At 55.4% G+C, this 16070-nt stretch carries 12 protein-coding genes; 5 read left to right on the top strand and 7 right to left on the bottom strand.

Annotation, left to right across the window (positions count from 1 at the left end; translation table 11 throughout):
- Positions 1-55 precede the first annotated feature (55 nt).
- Both UC14_RS13040 and UC14_RS13045 read right to left on the bottom strand, forming a co-directional pair.
- Positions 56-1495, bottom strand: a complete 1440-nt coding sequence (locus tag UC14_RS13040; protein ID WP_013573442.1) for a M20 family metallopeptidase — start codon at positions 1493-1495, stop codon at positions 56-58.
- Positions 1496-1752: 257 nt separating this feature from the next.
- The gene (locus tag UC14_RS13045; protein WP_013573443.1) at positions 1753-2679 is read right to left on the bottom strand and encodes a LysR family transcriptional regulator; all 927 of its coding nucleotides are present in this window, start codon (positions 2677-2679) and stop codon (positions 1753-1755) included.
- A 728-nt stretch (positions 2680-3407) separates the two neighbouring features.
- On the opposite strand from UC14_RS13045, the gene dppA reads away from it, so the two are divergent.
- From dppA to dppF, 5 genes are all read left to right on the top strand, one after another.
- Positions 3408-5015: a dipeptide ABC transporter periplasmic-binding protein DppA gene (gene dppA / locus UC14_RS13050; RefSeq protein WP_037033811.1), complete on the top strand. Its 1608-nt coding sequence runs from the start codon at positions 3408-3410 to the stop codon at positions 5013-5015.
- A gap of 205 nt (positions 5016-5220) precedes the next feature.
- Complete coding sequence (gene dppB / locus UC14_RS13055; protein ID WP_013573445.1) at positions 5221-6240, top strand: dipeptide ABC transporter permease DppB; 1020 nt, start codon at positions 5221-5223, stop codon at positions 6238-6240.
- A 10-nt stretch (positions 6241-6250) separates the two neighbouring features.
- Positions 6251-7165 carry a dipeptide ABC transporter permease DppC gene (dppC, locus tag UC14_RS13060; RefSeq protein WP_013573446.1) on the top strand — a complete coding sequence of 305 codons (915 nt, stop codon included), beginning with the start codon at positions 6251-6253 and terminating at the stop codon, positions 7163-7165.
- A gap of 10 nt (positions 7166-7175) precedes the next feature.
- A complete protein-coding gene (gene dppD / locus UC14_RS13065; RefSeq protein WP_112197854.1) occupies positions 7176-8201 on the top strand; it encodes a dipeptide ABC transporter ATP-binding protein in 1026 nt (341 codons plus the stop codon).
- On the top strand, positions 8191-9213 hold the full coding sequence (gene dppF / locus UC14_RS13070) for a dipeptide ABC transporter ATP-binding subunit DppF (RefSeq protein WP_013573448.1): 1023 nt from the start codon (positions 8191-8193) through the stop codon (positions 9211-9213). The genes dppD and dppF overlap by 11 nt, the downstream gene beginning before the upstream one ends.
- A 53-nt stretch (positions 9214-9266) precedes the next feature.
- Here dppF and UC14_RS13075 read toward each other — a convergent pair whose 3' ends face one another.
- From UC14_RS13075 to UC14_RS13095, 5 genes are all read right to left on the bottom strand, one after another.
- The gene (locus tag UC14_RS13075) at positions 9267-9875 is read right to left on the bottom strand and encodes a mobile mystery protein B (protein ID WP_013573450.1); all 609 of its coding nucleotides are present in this window, start codon (positions 9873-9875) and stop codon (positions 9267-9269) included.
- Positions 9872-10339 (bottom strand): mobile mystery protein A, encoded by a 468-nt coding sequence (locus UC14_RS13080; RefSeq protein WP_013573451.1) that lies wholly within the window; start codon positions 10337-10339, stop codon positions 9872-9874. The genes UC14_RS13075 and UC14_RS13080 overlap by 4 nt, the downstream gene beginning before the upstream one ends.
- 190 nt (positions 10340-10529) lie before the next feature.
- Positions 10530-11543 carry a glycosyl hydrolase family 8 gene (locus UC14_RS13085; RefSeq protein WP_013573452.1) on the bottom strand — a complete coding sequence of 338 codons (1014 nt, stop codon included), beginning with the start codon at positions 11541-11543 and terminating at the stop codon, positions 10530-10532.
- Positions 11544-11552: 9 nt separating this feature from the next.
- A complete protein-coding gene (gene bcsD, locus UC14_RS13090) occupies positions 11553-12032 on the bottom strand; it encodes a cellulose biosynthesis protein BcsD (protein ID WP_013573453.1) in 480 nt (159 codons plus the stop codon).
- 18 nt (positions 12033-12050) lie between these two features.
- Entirely contained in the window at positions 12051-16013 is a 3963-nt protein-coding gene (locus tag UC14_RS13095) for a cellulose biosynthesis protein BcsC (protein WP_112197855.1), read from the bottom strand.
- Between the last annotated feature and the right edge of the window lie 57 nt (positions 16014-16070).

The raw sequence follows: 16070 nt of genomic DNA on the forward strand, positions 1-16070 counted from the left end.
TCGCAGGGGGAGGAGCAGACCCACTCCCTGTCATCAGAGAGGGTGCTTCAAACTTTTATTCAGGACGTGGCTGAACCGGCGGTTTGACTTCCGGCGGGATCGGGCACACATAAGGGGTTTCAGCGGTCAGTTCCTGATGCGCCTGTTTGGCGGCTGCCATCAGTGCGCTGTCGGTCAGGGTGTCGATGGCGGTGGCGGCCATGATTTTGGCGACGTAAGCCAGCCCTTTATGCGCGGCAGGCATTTTCCCCTGCGCAGTGAGCTGCCACGAGTGACCCGGTGTCCCGATGGCGTAAGTCGGGACATGCGCCTGCACGGTCGGCATTTTCCAGCTGATATCACCGACGTCCGTTGAACCCAGCATCAGTTCGCCGGAGGTTTCCAGCGGGACAATGAATTCGCATAACGGTGAGGCGTCCTGCGGTTTTTTGAGGCCGATGCGGCGGTAGGCGCTTTGCAAATCCTGCGGGCTGAGCGTGGCCTGAATTTCAGCGGCAAAGGCTTTGTCAGCCGCGTCGAATTCCAGCGGACCGAGCAGTTCGAAGTTACGCTGCATGGCTTCTTCCAGCGGGCGGTTGCCCAGCAGGTTGGCCACGGCGCTCATGATGCTGATATCGACGGTGGTTTCGGTCATCAGCGCTGCGCCCTGTGCGACTTTTTTCACGCGCTCGTTGAGTTCAAACATGGCATGTACGTCGCGTGAACGGATGGCATAACGCACGGCGGCACGCGCCTGCACCACGTTCGGCGCGATGCCGCCGGAATCGAGCATCGCATAGTGAATGCGGGAATCCTGCGGTACGTGTTCGCGCAGGTAGTTAACGCCGACGTTCATTAGTTCAACGGCGTCCAGCGCACTGCGTCCAAGATGCGGCGAGGCGGCGGCGTGCGAGGAGCGGCCGTGGAAGACGAAATCCATGCGGGTATTGGCCAGCGATTCGGCGCGGGCAACTTCAGTAAAGGCATTCGGGTGCCAGGTGATGGCGATATCCACGCCGTCAAACGCCCCGGCGCGCGCCATAAAGGATTTGGCGGCGCCCCCTTCTTCCGCCGGACAGCCGTAATAGCGTACGCGCCCCGGCGTGCCGGTTTGTGCCAGCCAGTCTTTCAGCGCCGTAGCTGCCAGCATGGCGGCAGAACCCAGCAGATTGTGCCCGCAGCCATGCCCCTGACCGTTGCCCGGTAAAGGTTCAGGGCGGGCAATCCCGGCTACCTGGCTCAGCCCCGGCAGCGCATCGTATTCGCCGAGAATCGCAATGATCGGGCCGCCTTCACCGGCTTCGCCCATCACGGCCGTCGGAATGTCAGCGACATTTTCAGTGACGCGAAAACCCTGTTCTTTCAGCATCGCCGTGTGTTCGGCGACGGAACGGTATTCGGTATAGCAAATTTCCGGCATGCCCCAGACGCGATCGCTCAGGGCGGTGAACAGGGCTTTTTTGGCGTCGACCAGGCTCCAGACGGTTTCTTTATTCTGCGCAGATGCGTTATTCAACGGAGACTCCTTGTGCCAGTGGCTACGGTTTTATGAGGTCAGTGTGTCGGAGGAACCTGTTCAGAATGTGTGCAGAAAAGGCAAAGATCCAATGAGTCTTTCAGCTGACCCATTCCAAAACCGCATAGATATTTTGAGATATGCGAAAACAGAATAGTCAGCGTGACTCTCTGAATAGAAAGGAGAAATTACAGGTTGCGGGGAGCCTCACGCGGGAGCCTGGCGTGGAAAGGGAACATTTTTATCGCCGGAACCGGTCAGGCGACGGCGCGGGTCTGGTGCAACTGGCTGGCTTTATTCCACAGCCGTTCAGCCTGTGGTGTACGAAATTTTTCCAGCCGGTAAAGACGGATGCTGGCCTGAATATCCCAGCTTCGTTCTCCGGCGCGGATAAGCGAGCCGTTCGCCAGTTCCTCGCAGATCAGGCTGGTGGGCAACCACGACACGCCGCAGCCGGAAATGGTCATCGCTTTCAGGCCGCTGCACATCGGATTTTCATACACCGGCTTCAGCGGCAGCGGGCGCGACGCAAACAGGGCACTCAGCGCGTGGGCAAAAAAGGAGCGATTGCCGTAACTGAGATAAGGAAGCTGGACGCGGGTGCCGCCAAAGGGGCTCAGCGGGAACAGGGGTTTGCCGTCATCGTCTGGTGCACAGACGGCCAGCGCATTCTCTTTTCCCAGTTCGATATAGGGAAAGCGTTCGAGCTGTTTCATCAGCGGGACGGAATCATGGGCGTAGGTCAGCAGAAAATCCGTTTCGCCATCCAGCAGCAGGGAAATATTGCCGCTGAATGACGGCTGCTGATCGCACAAACGAATGTAGCCGTACTGATGCGACGGGTCGATCTGGTTGATCCAGTCGGGGAAAAAGGTCAGGGAGAGCGTATTGAGCGCGGCAAAATGCACGATGGCGTGCTTCTGCGCATGGCGCTCACGCAGGTCGCTGCGCAGTTGTGTCATGGAAAACACCAGATCTGCCGCAGTATGCAGGAAGTCCTGGCCTTCCGGCGTCAGGCGTATCGGGTAGGTTTTTCGGTCAAAAAGCGGCACGCCAAGCCATTCTTCCAGTTGCTTAATTCGTCGGCTCAGCGCGGACTGGGTGATGTTTCTTTCACTGGCGGCTCGCGTAAAGCTATAGCACTGAGACACACTGAGAAAATCTTCAAACCACTTCAGTTCCATCAGAAAACCTCTGGCGGGTAATAAGCCCGTAATAACAAGCAATAAATGCGCCAGAGTTTAAAAACTGCTTAACATATTAGTTTCAATCCATGTCCGCCCGCAACCCGGCTTATGCCGGAAAAACAGACAACATCAGTACGCTAAATCACCTGCACCACCAGCGTGCAATTGCGCTATTTTGGGGTATTTTGCGGGTGCCAGCGCAAACGCTTTCGCTGATGAGTCGACGCCGTTTGCTACACTTGTCAGCATTTTCCGCTGGTTTCCACCCCTATCTCAAAAATAACCGTTCATATATTCATCATTTAGCCAGAAATTTTTAGGGATTTAAAATGGGCGAAACCCCCAGGAATATTCTTTTACAAAGGGGATTGTCTGGTTATTCACTGCGCAAACTGAACATTCATCCTGATTTGGTTAACAAAATGTTTTTTTATGTTTGTTTGTTGTAACTCACAGTCTGTGTAAATGCCTGATGGTTATATTGACGTCAAGGAAAGGAGTTGCCAAATTGATAGCCCCAAGGAAGACCAGTGATTATTTCCGGTAAGATTTTGTAAAGACAGCTTTACAGATCGAAGGAAAAAAATGGCAGTTCACCATGCTCTGGTTGGACTTATTGCAGCACACGAGCAAACACAGTCACCCGCAAATAAAAATAAAGGGTGACGTGAGCTGTATACACAACACACACATCCACATCACCATTAATCGATGGAGCAGAAGCGATGACAATCTCTTTAGGTAAGTCGGGGCTACTGAAATTCAGTATGGGCCTGATTGCGCTGACCGTTGCGGCCAGTGTCCAGGCAAAAACGTTAGTGTATTGCTCTGAAGGTTCACCTGAAGGCTTCAACCCTCAGTTGTTCACCTCTGGCACCACGTATGACGCAAGCTCCGTGCCTATCTACAACCGTCTGGTTGAATTCAAGATCGGGACCACTGAAATCCAGCCGGGTCTGGCTGAGAAGTGGGACGTGTCTGCTGATGGCAAAACCTACACTTTCCATCTGCGCAAAGGCGTGAAGTGGCAGGACAACAAGGAATTCAAACCGACCCGTGATTTCAACGCGGACGACGTCGTGTATTCCTTCGAACGTCAGCTGGACAAAAATAACCCTTACCACGGCGTTTCCGGCGGCAGCTACGAATACTTCGAAGGCATGGGTATGGGCGATCTGATTAACAAGATCGTGAAAGTGGACGACAACACCGTACAGTTCGTGCTGAACCGCCCGGAGTCTCCGTTCCTGGCTGACCTCGCGATGGACTTCGCTTCCATCCTGTCTGCGGAATACGCTGACAACATGCTGAAAGCGAAAACCCCTGAGAAAGTCGACCTGGATCCGATCGGTACCGGTCCGTTCCAGCTTCTGCAATACCAGAAAGATTCACGCATTCTCTACAAAGCCTTCCCGGGCTACTGGGGCACCAAGCCGCAGATCGACCGTTTAGTCTTCTCCATCACGCCTGACGCTTCCGTGCGTTACGCGAAACTGCAGAAAAACGAATGCCAGGTGATGCCATACCCGAACCCGGCTGACATCGCGGCAATGAAGAAAGATAAATCCATCAACCTGATGCAACAGCCTGGCCTGAACGTAGGTTATCTGTCCTTCAACGTTGAGAAGAAACCACTGGATGAAGTGAAAGTGCGTCAGGCACTGACCATGGCTGTGAACAAAAAAGCCATCATCGATGCGGTTTATCAGGGTGCTGGCCAGCCGGCTAAAAACCTGATCCCACCAACCATGTGGGGCTACAACAAAGACGTTGTGGATTACGAATACAATCCTGAGAAAGCCAAAGAGCTGCTGAAAGAAGCCGGTCACGCAGACGGTTTCGCTATCGACCTGTGGGCGATGCCGGTACAGCGTCCGTACAACCCGAACGCACGCCGTATGGCTGAAATGATCCAGGCTGACTGGGCAAAAATTGGCGTGAAAGCCAACATCGTGACTTACGAGTGGGGCGAATACCTCAAGCGTGCTAAGAACGGTGAGCACCAGTCTGTGATGATGGGCTGGACCGGCGACAATGGGGATCCGGATAACTTCTTCGCTACCCTGTTCAGCTGTGCAGCGGCGAAAGACGGTTCCAACTACTCCCGCTGGTGCTACAAGCCGTTTGAAGATTTGATCCAGCCAGCCCGTGCTGAATCTGATCACGCCAAACGTGCCGCGCTGTATCAGCAGGCTCAGGTTGTGATGCATGACCAGGCACCTGCGCTGATCATCGCTCACTCCACCGTATACGAACCTGTTCGCAAAGAAGTCAAAGGGTATGTCGTCGATCCGCTCGGCAAACACCACTTCGAAAACGTCTCAATGGAGTAATTGACTACTGAGCGCACAGGGAGCTGCGTTGTGCGGTGCTCGCAATTTTCGCCTACCTAATGGTATGTCTCAATTGCTCTGCTCCTCCGCCTTGCTCGCTGAGCGCTCACTACGTCTTTTAGTTCAGCGATATAAAGTTTTGTGAGCTATCAATAAGCCCGGCGAGCTACGGTTCGCCGGGCATTTTATACAGAGAGTACGGGATATGTTGCAGTTCATACTCCGACGTCTGGGGTTAGTTATCCCAACGTTTATCGGCATTACTTTGCTGACTTTTGCCTTCGTACACATGATACCAGGCGACCCGGTCACCATCATGGCAGGCGAACGCGGTGTTTCCCCCGAACGTCACGCCCAGCTGATGGCAGATATGGGGCTCGACAAGCCTCTTTACCAACAATACTTCCACTACGTGAACGGTGTGCTGCACGGCGACCTGGGCACGTCCTTAAAAAGCCGCACCCCTGTCTGGCAGGAATTCGTACCGCGCTTCAAAGCAACACTGGAACTGGGCATCTGCGCGATGATCTTCGCGATCATTGTCGGTATTCCGGTGGGTGTGCTGGCGGCGGTAAAACGGGGATCGATATTCGACCACACGGCTGTGGGGATCTCGCTGACCGGCTATTCGATGCCGATATTCTGGTGGGGGATCATGCTGGTGATGCTGGTCTCGGTGCAGCTTAATCTGACGCCCGTATCGGGGCGAATAAGCGATACCGTCTTCCTGGATGACAGCCTGCCGCTGACCGGCTTTATGCTGATCGACACGTTGTTTTGGGGCGAACCGGGTGATTTCGTGGATGCCGTGATGCACATGATTTTACCGGCCATCGTACTGGGCACCATTCCGCTGGCGGTGATTGTGCGTATGACCCGTTCTTCCATGCTGGAAGTGCTGGGCGAAGACTACATCCGTACCGCGCGCGCCAAAGGCGTCAGCCGTATGCGGGTGATTGTCATCCACGCGCTGCGCAATGCGCTGTTGCCGGTGGTGACCATCATTGGTTTGCAGGTCGGTACGCTGCTCGGCGGTGCCATCCTGACCGAAACCATCTTCTCCTGGCCGGGACTCGGCCGGTGGCTGATCGACGCACTCCAGCGCCGCGACTATCCGGTCGTGCAGGGCGGGGTGTTGCTGGTCGCTACTCTGATCATCGTGGTTAACCTGCTGGTAGATGTGCTCTACGGCGTGGTCAACCCGCGTATTCGCCACAAGAAATAAGGGGCGCACAATGTCTCAAACCACTGAGCCGGTCGCTAACGAGTTAGTGACGGCTGCGCCAGTGCCGATGCCGCCTTTGCGCGAATTCTGGCATTACTTCAAGCGTAACAAAGGGGCCGTTGTCGGCCTGGCTTACATCATTATCATGCTGGTCATTGCGATTGGTGCGAACGTGATTGCACCACATCTGCCTGCCGAACAGTTCCGTGACGCGCTGTTGCGCCCGCCTGTCTGGATGGAAGGCGGGAGCTGGAAATTCCTGCTGGGCACCGACGACGTCGGCCGCGATATTCTGTCGCGTCTGATGTACGGCGCGCGTTTATCGCTGCTGGTCGGTTGCCTGGTCGTCGTACTGTCGCTGATCCTCGGCGTGGTGTTCGGTCTGTTTGCCGGTTACTACGGCGGTGTGGTTGACGCCATCATCATGCGTGTGGTCGATATCATGCTGGCCCTGCCAAGCCTGTTGCTGGCACTGGTGCTGGTGGCAATTTTTGGCCCATCGATTGTTAACGCCTCGCTGGCGCTGACCTTCGTGGCCTTACCGCACTATGTCCGCTTAACCCGTGCTGCGGTGCTGGTGGAAGTGAACCGCGACTACGTCACTGCGTCGCGCGTGGCCGGTGCCGGTTCTGCCCGTCAGATGTTCATCAATATTTTACCTAACTGCTTAGCGCCGCTGATCGTTCAGGCATCGCTCGGCTTCTCCAACGCCATCCTTGATATGGCAGCGTTGGGCTTCCTCGGTATGGGCGCACAGCCGCCAACGCCGGAGTGGGGCACCATGCTGTCGGACGTCTTACAGTTTGCTCAAAGTGCCTGGTGGGTCGTGACCTTCCCCGGCGTGATCATTCTGCTGACGGTGCTGGCATTTAACCTGATGGGTGATGGCCTGCGTGATGCCCTCGACCCTAAACTTAAGCAGTAAGGGGTTGGAGATGGAAACAACATTAACGAATGATGTTCAGGTCGGCAAAACGTTGCTGAACGTGGATAAACTCTCCGTTCACTTTGGTGACGAAGGGACGCCGTTCCGCGCCGTAGACCGTATCAGTTACAGCGTGAAACAGGGCGAAGTGGTCGGGATTGTCGGTGAATCCGGCTCCGGTAAATCAGTCAGTTCACTGGCGCTGATGGGGCTGATCGACTTCCCCGGTAAAGTGATGGCTGAAAAACTCGAGTTTGGTGGCCGTAATCTGCAGGGCATCAGCGAAAAAGAACGCCGCCAGATTGTCGGTGCCGAAGTCGCGATGATTTTCCAGGATCCGATGACCAGCCTGAACCCGTGTTACACCGTCGGTTTCCAGATTATGGAAGCCATCAAGGTGCATCAGGGCGGCAACAAAAAGACCCGTCGTCAGCGCACCATCGATTTGCTGAATCTGGTGGGTATTCCGGATCCGGCTTCGCGTCTCGATGTCTATCCGCATCAGCTTTCCGGCGGGATGAGTCAGCGCGTGATGATCGCAATGGCGATTGCCTGTCGCCCGAAATTACTGATCGCCGATGAGCCAACCACCGCGCTCGACGTGACCATTCAGGCGCAGATTATTGAACTGCTGCTCGATCTGCAACAACGCGAAAACATGGCGCTGATGCTGATCACCCATGACCTGGCACTGGTGGCCGAAGCCGCGCAGCACATTATTGTGATGTATGCCGGACAGGTAGTGGAATCGGCAAAAGCCACGGAAATCTTCCGTGCGCCACGCCATCCGTATACGCAGGCGCTGCTGCGCTCATTGCCGGAATTCGCCGCAGATAAAGCGCGTCTGCAATCCTTGCCGGGCGTGGTGCCGGGTAAATATGACCGTCCTAACGGCTGTCTGCTGAATCCGCGTTGCCCGTATGCAACCGATCTTTGCCGTAAAGAAGAACCTGCGCTGCGTGACCTCGCGAACGGGCGTCAGTCGAAGTGCCATTATCCGCTGGATGATGCCGGGAGACCTACTTATGAGTCCTGATAACACCCAACCGCAGCCGCTGTTGCACGCGATTGACCTGAAAAAACATTACCCGGTGAAGAAGGGCATCTTCGGCCAGGAACGCACGGTGAAAGCGCTCGACGGCGTGTCGTTTACCCTCGAACGCGGTAAAACGCTGGCGGTGGTCGGGGAGTCCGGTTGTGGTAAATCCACGCTGGGCCGCCTGCTGACCATGATTGAAGTGCCGACCGGCGGTGAGCTGTATTACCGTGGTCAGGATTTGCTGAAACCTGACGCAACCGCTGAAAAGCTGCGCCGTCAGAAGATCCAAATCGTGTTCCAGAATCCTTACGGATCGCTCAACCCGCGTAAGAAAGTCGGGCAGATCCTCGAAGAGCCCTTGCTGATCAACACCAAACTTAGCCGCGAAGAACGTCGCGAAAAAGCCCTGGCGATGATGGCGAAAGTCGGCCTGAAAACCGAGCATTACGACCGCTATCCGCACATGTTCTCCGGCGGCCAGCGTCAGCGTATTGCTATCGCCCGCGGTCTGATGCTGGATCCGGACGTGGTGATCGCCGATGAACCGGTCTCCGCGCTCGACGTTTCCGTGCGTGCGCAGGTACTGAACCTGATGATGGATTTGCAGCAGGATTTAGGGCTGTCGTACGTCTTCATCTCCCACGACTTGTCCGTGGTGGAACACATCGCTGACGAAGTGATGGTGATGTATCTGGGACGCTGCGTGGAGAAGGGGCCGAAAGACGCCATCTTCAGCAATCCGCGCCATCCATACACGCAGGCGCTGTTGTCCGCGACGCCGCGTCTGAACCCGGACGAACGCCGTGAACGCATCAAACTGACCGGCGAGCTGCCAAGCCCGCTGAATCCGCCAGCCGGTTGCGCGTTCAACGCCCGCTGCCGCCGTGCGTTCGGCACCTGCAAACAGTTCCAGCCGCAGTTGAAACAGTACGGCGATCAGCTCGTCGCCTGCTTCGCTGTCGATCAGGATGAAACCGGTACGACGCAGACGGTCGCCGTAAATCAGTAATCCCCCGCCGTTATAACGAAGCCCGCGAAAGCGGGCTTTTTTCTGGGTAATATTTAGTCAGAAGCAAATCTGATAAGGCGCCTATAATCGCCATTGTCGGCTTCTCTCAGAGCGAGAATGTATTCAGCGCGATGTGCATCTGGTGAAACGAGTTCGCCTGCTGATATCCCCCAGGGAAAGAACCCCCTTCCAAGCGCGCGACGAAGCACGTCGCAAAATATCCGGGAATGCCTTCCATTCCCATTGGGAAAAGGGTGGATCCATACAATGTCTCTGTGAAGTCTCAGGCAGATTTCATCGGGTGGGTAAGTTTCGTTTTCAATCCAGAAAATTGCATTATCGAGAGTATCTCTGACACGCATTGAGATCATATAAGGCGGCGTATTCCCGATGTTTACTTCTCTGCGTCTGAGTTGCCCCGCCCATTCCCACGTTTTATTGAACATGTTGCGGTGTAATCGAAGACAGAAATCGACAGTTAAGATCTCTGTGTAAATCAGCTTCTGACGGCTGAGATGCGCTAATGCCTGCTGTATGTTCGTTTTTTCAAATTGATTCAGGTCTTCCCGGGTAAAGATGTAGTCGGGAATTAAACCGGCCAGATCGTCAGGGCTAAGTTCCGTTGCCCCTTCAGGAAGGCCATTATTGATGGTTTCGCTCATTTTTCATCCCAGAAATCCCGAGGCCATTTTTGTAATAGGTCGCTTTTAAGCTTGTCTTGTGTCGATTCTTGGAACGCTGATGATGTGGATTGCTGTTCCAGTGACATATGAATTTCAGTGTACTGATTAAGGAATTTCGCTTTTTTCCCGGCCTGCTGCTCTCTTAGTTCTTGCAGCGTTCGCCCTTGCTTTGGCTGCAAAAAGTATACAAGCTCACAATCCAAGCCCTCAGCGATTTTTTCCAGTGTATTCAGCGTTAGCGACCCTTCAATTTCACCTTTTTCTATCAGCGAAATGCGCGACTGACTTAAACCACATCGTTCGGCAAGGGAGCGGGTGCTCATACCCAGCGCGCTTCTGAGAAGTTGTATCCATCCTTTTTTTGGGCGCTTGGCTTTGCGTCGAGGTTTCATTTCATTGAGAAGGTTGTCTACCTGTTTGATTTTTAATTCTTTATCCCACATAGAGAAACCTTTTAATTGCATATTTACAATAGATTTATTGATTTTCAATATTAAATATACAATCAAATTTGGATAAATCAATTGTATATATACAATCATTTTAGAATTAATCGATTGTATATATGCAATCGATTACAACAAAAAAGGCCAGTCAGCATCCACTGACTGGCCTTACTATTTCAGAGTACGCTTACCCTTTATGACTTGCCCACCAGCTCAGCAGTTGCAGGGTGGAAGAGTAGTAATCGTCTTTCGGTGCCAGGTTCGGGCTGATGGCGCCAGCGTTGGCCATGGTGAAATCGCGCACGGCTAATAATCCCGGTGACATGTTGTAGCCCGCTTTGGTGCCGGTCATGACATCAATCCAGGCGGGTGTGGCGTCGCGTGGGGATTTTTGCCACCACAGAATAAACGGTGCCAGTTGCGGGCTGCCGGGATGCGCCCAGCCGAGATACAGCGGGATACGCACGGCATCGTAACTGAAACGCGTTGGCCAGCGGCTGGCCGGTTTCAGGGTGCCATCGGCCTGCATATCCACCCAGTCCGTCGGTAAGCGGAAATCGCCAAACGCCATTTTACTGAGCATCGCGGTGCTGCTTTCATCCAGATCTTTCCAGACTTTCAAATGGCTGTGCGCATAAAATGCCTGCCAGGCCGGGAAGATGAAATAGGACGGATTGACGGTTACGTTGCTGGTCTGATTGAAACCCTTCACGCCCGGCAGCATCACTTTGTAACCGGCGTAATCAATCACATTGTATTTGATCAGCGCCGTCTGCAATTTTTCAGAGGCTTTGGTGTAACGGCTGTCGTTCCACTTATCACCCGCCAGCAACAGCGCCCAGGCCATCAGCGTATCGCCATCAGAGGCGTTGTTGATATCTGCCACATGCGGAGTGCTGTTCGGGTCATACCGCCATGAATACAGGCCGATATCTTTGCGATAGAGCGTCGTGTTTGCCCACTGCCACAGCTTGTCGAACGTCGCCTGATCGTCATTGAACACCGCGAGCAGCATACTGAAACCCTGACCTTCGGTGTGACTGACGTTTTTATTGGCGGTATCAATGATTCGTCCATCTGGCATCAGAAAGCGACTTTTATACGCAGACCAGCCAGCATCCTGAGCCATTACAGCGGAACTGAAAAACGCGAAAATAAGGCCGAACCACAGCACCAGGCTGTAGCGCCGAAATAACGACATAGAGATTCCTTACAAACCATTTTGATAACGGAAAACGAATGCGCCTTCCGGTGTGCTTTCCTGCCAGCGCAGCGGAACATAGGGTTGCCCGCCTTGTGATAACAACCACTCAGCATACAGTCCTTCAAACAGGGCGATGAGCGCAATAGGCCACAACGCATCATCCTGCCCTTGCGGTGATGCCGGCCAGGCAATGTGCACCAGCGCCAGTTGTTGCGAAGTCGCTTCCAGCTTCACGACACCCCAGTCAAAACGGCTGAGAATATGATTGATATTGTCTTCCAGTTCGCCAAGGGTCGCAGAGGCGGGAAGCGGATGCTGGCGTGCCAGGTTATTGCCCATCAGGGTCAGAAAGCGGCGGCCATCTTCGTCATCGGCGGACGCCAGAATACCTGAAAATAGCACCTGTACCAGGCTTTGCCAGCCGGGTGTGGTGTGGCGCTGGCGGTAATATTCCTGCGCGACCTGGGTATAGTTATGTTCTTGCATGGTTTTATTTCACCGCGATTAATTTTGGCCCATCAGATAACGGAAGTAGACCTGCGCTTTACTTTCGTTGTAATCGCCGAAAGTATCGTAGCCAACCTGTCCGCCAATCTGCATGCTTTTGTTCAGATGATAGTTGCCGCCGACGCCCGCATTCCAGCCGATGCCATTTTGCGTTTTACCGCTGTAATAAGCTTCTGTGCCGTAGCCCTCAGCCACCAGATCTTCCAGTTGTTTCTGCAGGTCCGGGTTATTCGGGAAGTAGGCGCTCTTATCCTGCGAATAAGACTGATAGCCCACCGCGCCGGACAGTTTCAGATCCCAGTCGTCATATTTCTGGGTGTATTCCACCGGGAAGGAGACGCTGACATAGTTTTGCGGGCTGAAGTAACCGCCCTGACCGAAGCTGTAATAGCTGAGGTTTTTGTCGAAATCCATGTAACCGACGTTGATGCCGGTTTTCAGTTCACGATCGTCATAACGGAACGGACGTACATACAGACCGGCATTGGCGTTCACCGATTTGTTGCTCTTCACGTTGTTACCCAGATAGCTGTAATAACCCGCTTCGGCGTAAAAACCAGCGTCGCCATCGTCGTACGACAGATTGACGCTGCCGCCGTTTTTAGTGACCTGACCCCATTCCTTGCCGCTGTAATTATCTTTGGTGCCGACGTAGGACAGAATACTGTCAGTGACAGCACGACGCTCAGCCGTCACGCGCAGGGTGGTGAAGTCAGTCAGTTTCGGTGCCCATTGCACGCCACCGACCAGCGAGTTCAGATCCTGCCCGAGCGGCGTACTGCCGATATCGGCTTTATAGCTGTCACCGGTCAGCGCAGCGTTCACTTCTACGCCGGTTGCGCTTTGATTGCCTGCGGCTGGCGCTGCGTAAGTCGTTGGATCCGTACCCGTAATGGTGTTGTAGGCCACGCATTGATCGGAGGTTGCGTTAGCTGACGTACAGTTGGTGCTGGAATTCGCCGCTGCAGCCGCCTGCAATTTCGCAAAGGTGCTGTAGCTGGCGATATCCAGACCGGCCGCTGCGGCTGCGGCAGCCACATCTTTCTGCGCCGACTGTGCTGCAGCCAGTGCGCCCTGACCGAAGCGGGAATTGCCGGTACCGGACGGGCTGCCTGCGCTGAGAGAAACCGGCGTGACGCCAATACTCAGACGGGACGTATCAAACGGCACGAAGGCAAAGGTCATCGGTGCTTTAGCTTCGGTCAGCTGGCTGAGACCGCTTTCGCCGTCACGGCCACGGATCGACATATCACCCTGCGCCCAGGTCGCGGTCTTGCCCTGCAACTCGTCGAGCATGTCGTCGATCTGTTTTTCCGTGGCATTACGCTGTGTGACCGCTGTCGGTTCGGTCGTTGCCGCCGGAATATTTCCCGGCGTGGAAACCTGATCTGATACCTGCCACGGCAATACGGCACCGTAAGAAGATTGTGTCGCCGGTCGTGAGGCGGAGGTGCGTGTTGAGCGGTTGATGAACGGGTTGTCGCTGATCTGCAATCCGGCCACCTGCGCCTGACTGTCTGTGCCTTCCAGCCCGATCATCTTGCCCTTCGCAGAACGCAGTAACGCCAGCGCCTGCTGATGATCGCCCTGTGCTTCGGCGACGCGCGCTTCGAGTAACAGACGGTCCGGCGTACGCGGTCCGCGCAGGCCTTCCATCAGCGTTTTAGCACGCTGGTTATCGCCTTCGCCCAGCGCAACGTTAATCGCACCGACGCGTGCATCCTGTGTCGGTGTGTCGTTGCTCATCAGGTAGTTATAGACCTGACCGGCTTGCTTATTGAGTTTTCCGGACTGATACAGGCGCGCCATCGCCAGCATCAGGTCGCGGTTTTGCGGATCAGCCTGCAACGCGACGACCAGTTTGTCGTAGGCCGCTGCGTACTGACCCTGTTCGCGCAACTGGTCAGCCTGGGTGATCACGAAACCGTTACGCAGGCTCGCCAGCGCTGTCGGTGACGTGCCGGACTGGATTTGTGGATTTTGCAGGAAGGCTTGCGCCTCATTGCTCAGACCGGCCTGATTCAGCACGCTGACCTGATCGGCGTAATCCCCGGCATTGCCGTTGACGCCCTGACGCATATTCTGGCGAACCAGTTGCACCGCCAGCGGAAGCTGACCGGCCGCCGCCAGGTTTTTCGCCAGCGCGCCGACATCCGCAGGCGCGGCTGGCGGATTCTGTGCCAGCGCACGCAAGGTGTTAGACGCAGCGGCGGCATTGCCCTGTTGCAGATAGCTTTCGGCATCGGCCATTTGCGCATTGAAGTTGGCGCGCTGCGCCAGTTCACGCATCCCCTGATTCTGACTGCTGCGCGGAATACGCGAGAGCAGGGCGTTGGCGGTTGACCAGTTTTTGGTTTCTGACGCGAACAGGGCCGCGGCGTACAGATCGGCAGAAGAGGCACCCGGACGCGCAGACGGCGCCATGATTGACTGTGCCTGCGCGGTTTGCCCCTGCGATTGCAGGATGCGCGCCATATCCAGTTTCACCCAGACATTTGACGGCTGACGTTCCCGTGCCTGCTGAAGAATATTCAGTGCGCGCTGCGGATCGTTGTTCGCTACGGCCTGGGCGGCCTGACGGCGCATTGGCTCGATAACATCCGCCACGGTCGGCGGGTTCATTTTGGCCTGAATCCCGGCTGGCAGCGTTTTCAGCACCTGACTGGCTTCGGCGGTTTTGTTCTGCTGACGCAGCACGTAATACAACCCGGCGCGGGCATCGGCATTATCGCCCAGCGCGCTGTATTGTTGCTCAGCCCCGGCCAGATCGCCTTTGCGGCGCAGAATATCCGCACGCAACAGGCTGGCTGACTGACCTTTCTCACCACCGACCTGCGTCAGCGGAGTGACGGCAGCCAGTGCGGCGTCGTAACTGCCGGAGCCGGCGGCGTCTTTGGCTTTCGCCAGTTGGGCGTAAAACGCGGAATCCTGTGCCTGATTGCTCAGCTGGGTGCTGTTCGGGCCGCCCTGTGCGGCAGCTTTGCTCAGATACTGTGACGCCTGCTCAAAGTTACCGCTGCGCTGCGCGATATAACCGAGACCGGCCAGTGCATCGGCGTCATTCGGGTTATCGGCCAGCACGCTTTCAAACTTAGCTTTCGCGCTGTTGACGTCGCCGCTGTTCAGTGCCGTGAAGCCCTGACCTTTCGCCGCGCCGCCGATGTTTTTCTGGAAGTATGTCATCACGCCGGTGTCGTTCGGGTGACGCGCCTGATAGCCCTGATAAAAATCACGGTCAGCTTCCTGCGGCGTCATCCACAATAATGCCTGACGTAATGAGCGGTCGGCTTCGGTGCTGGAACCGGCCATCGTGCTCAGTAATTTTATACCGTCGCGGCGGGTGGATTCCTGATACGTCAGCACCTTACCCAGACCAAGGCGCGCCTGTGTGTCGTCAGGACGCGAGGCGACACGCTGTTGTAACCCGGCAATGGCCTGCGGCTGGAGCGACTTGTCGCCCGCCATCGTCAGATAGTATTCGGTCGCCAGGCTGTCGAGTGGCTGGTTGCCGTTAAAGATCGTGCGGTACGCCGAAAGCGCACCGCTGACGTTGCCCTGCGCGGCCATCTGGCGGGCAGAAGCCAGCTGAGCCGGCGGGATTGACTGCATGGCTTTGGCGCTGTTGAGCGATGTCAGACGCGGATCGTCCGGCGAGGCAGCGGCCAGTTTTTCGCGCCACTGACTGGCTGCGGTTTTATCGCCACTTTGCATGGAATACAGCGACATCAGGTACAGCGCCTGCGCATTGTCTGGCTCAACCAGCAGCACTTTCTGTAAGGCGTCTTTCGCCAGGTCGTCATGGGCGCGTTCATGCCAGTAAGCGGCCTGATCAAACAACGCCTTCATGGCAGGATTGGTGGTATCCGCTGCAAAGGTGGTGGCACTAAAACTCGCTACTCCGGCGATCCCTACCAGATAAATAGCCCTGATCACCGCCAGGGACAGTTTATGTTTCTTCATTTTCCAGCTCCGGTAATCGCCAGAGAGTCGCCGCCCGAAATCGGGGCGATCTTCATT

The sequence above is a fragment of the Rahnella sp. NRRL B-41462 genome, from assembly GCF_003263525.1.
In the GTDB taxonomy this organism is placed as follows: domain Bacteria; phylum Pseudomonadota; class Gammaproteobacteria; order Enterobacterales; family Enterobacteriaceae; genus Rahnella; species Rahnella aceris.

What these genes read in the sequence shown, in the direction of transcription:
- UC14_RS13045 (WP_013573443.1), bottom strand. Translation starts at nt 2,679, where the DNA reads ATGGAACTGAAGTGGTTTGAAGATTTTCTCAGTGTGTCTCAGTGCTAT.
- dppA (WP_037033811.1), top strand. Translation starts at nt 3,408, where the DNA reads ATGACAATCTCTTTAGGTAAGTCGGGGCTACTGAAATTCAGTATGGGC.
- dppB (WP_013573445.1), top strand. Translation starts at nt 5,221, where the DNA reads ATGTTGCAGTTCATACTCCGACGTCTGGGGTTAGTTATCCCAACGTTT.
- dppC (WP_013573446.1), top strand. Translation starts at nt 6,251, where the DNA reads ATGTCTCAAACCACTGAGCCGGTCGCTAACGAGTTAGTGACGGCTGCG.
- dppD (WP_112197854.1), top strand. Translation starts at nt 7,176, where the DNA reads ATGGAAACAACATTAACGAATGATGTTCAGGTCGGCAAAACGTTGCTG.
- dppF (WP_013573448.1), top strand. Translation starts at nt 8,191, where the DNA reads ATGAGTCCTGATAACACCCAACCGCAGCCGCTGTTGCACGCGATTGAC.
- UC14_RS13075 (WP_013573450.1), bottom strand. Translation starts at nt 9,875, where the DNA reads ATGAGCGAAACCATCAATAATGGCCTTCCTGAAGGGGCAACGGAACTT.
- UC14_RS13080 (WP_013573451.1), bottom strand. Translation starts at nt 10,339, where the DNA reads ATGTGGGATAAAGAATTAAAAATCAAACAGGTAGACAACCTTCTCAAT.
- UC14_RS13085 (WP_013573452.1), bottom strand. Translation starts at nt 11,543, where the DNA reads ATGTCGTTATTTCGGCGCTACAGCCTGGTGCTGTGGTTCGGCCTTATT.
- bcsD (WP_013573453.1), bottom strand. Translation starts at nt 12,032, where the DNA reads ATGCAAGAACATAACTATACCCAGGTCGCGCAGGAATATTACCGCCAG.
- UC14_RS13095 (WP_112197855.1), bottom strand. Translation starts at nt 16,013, where the DNA reads ATGAAGAAACATAAACTGTCCCTGGCGGTGATCAGGGCTATTTATCTG.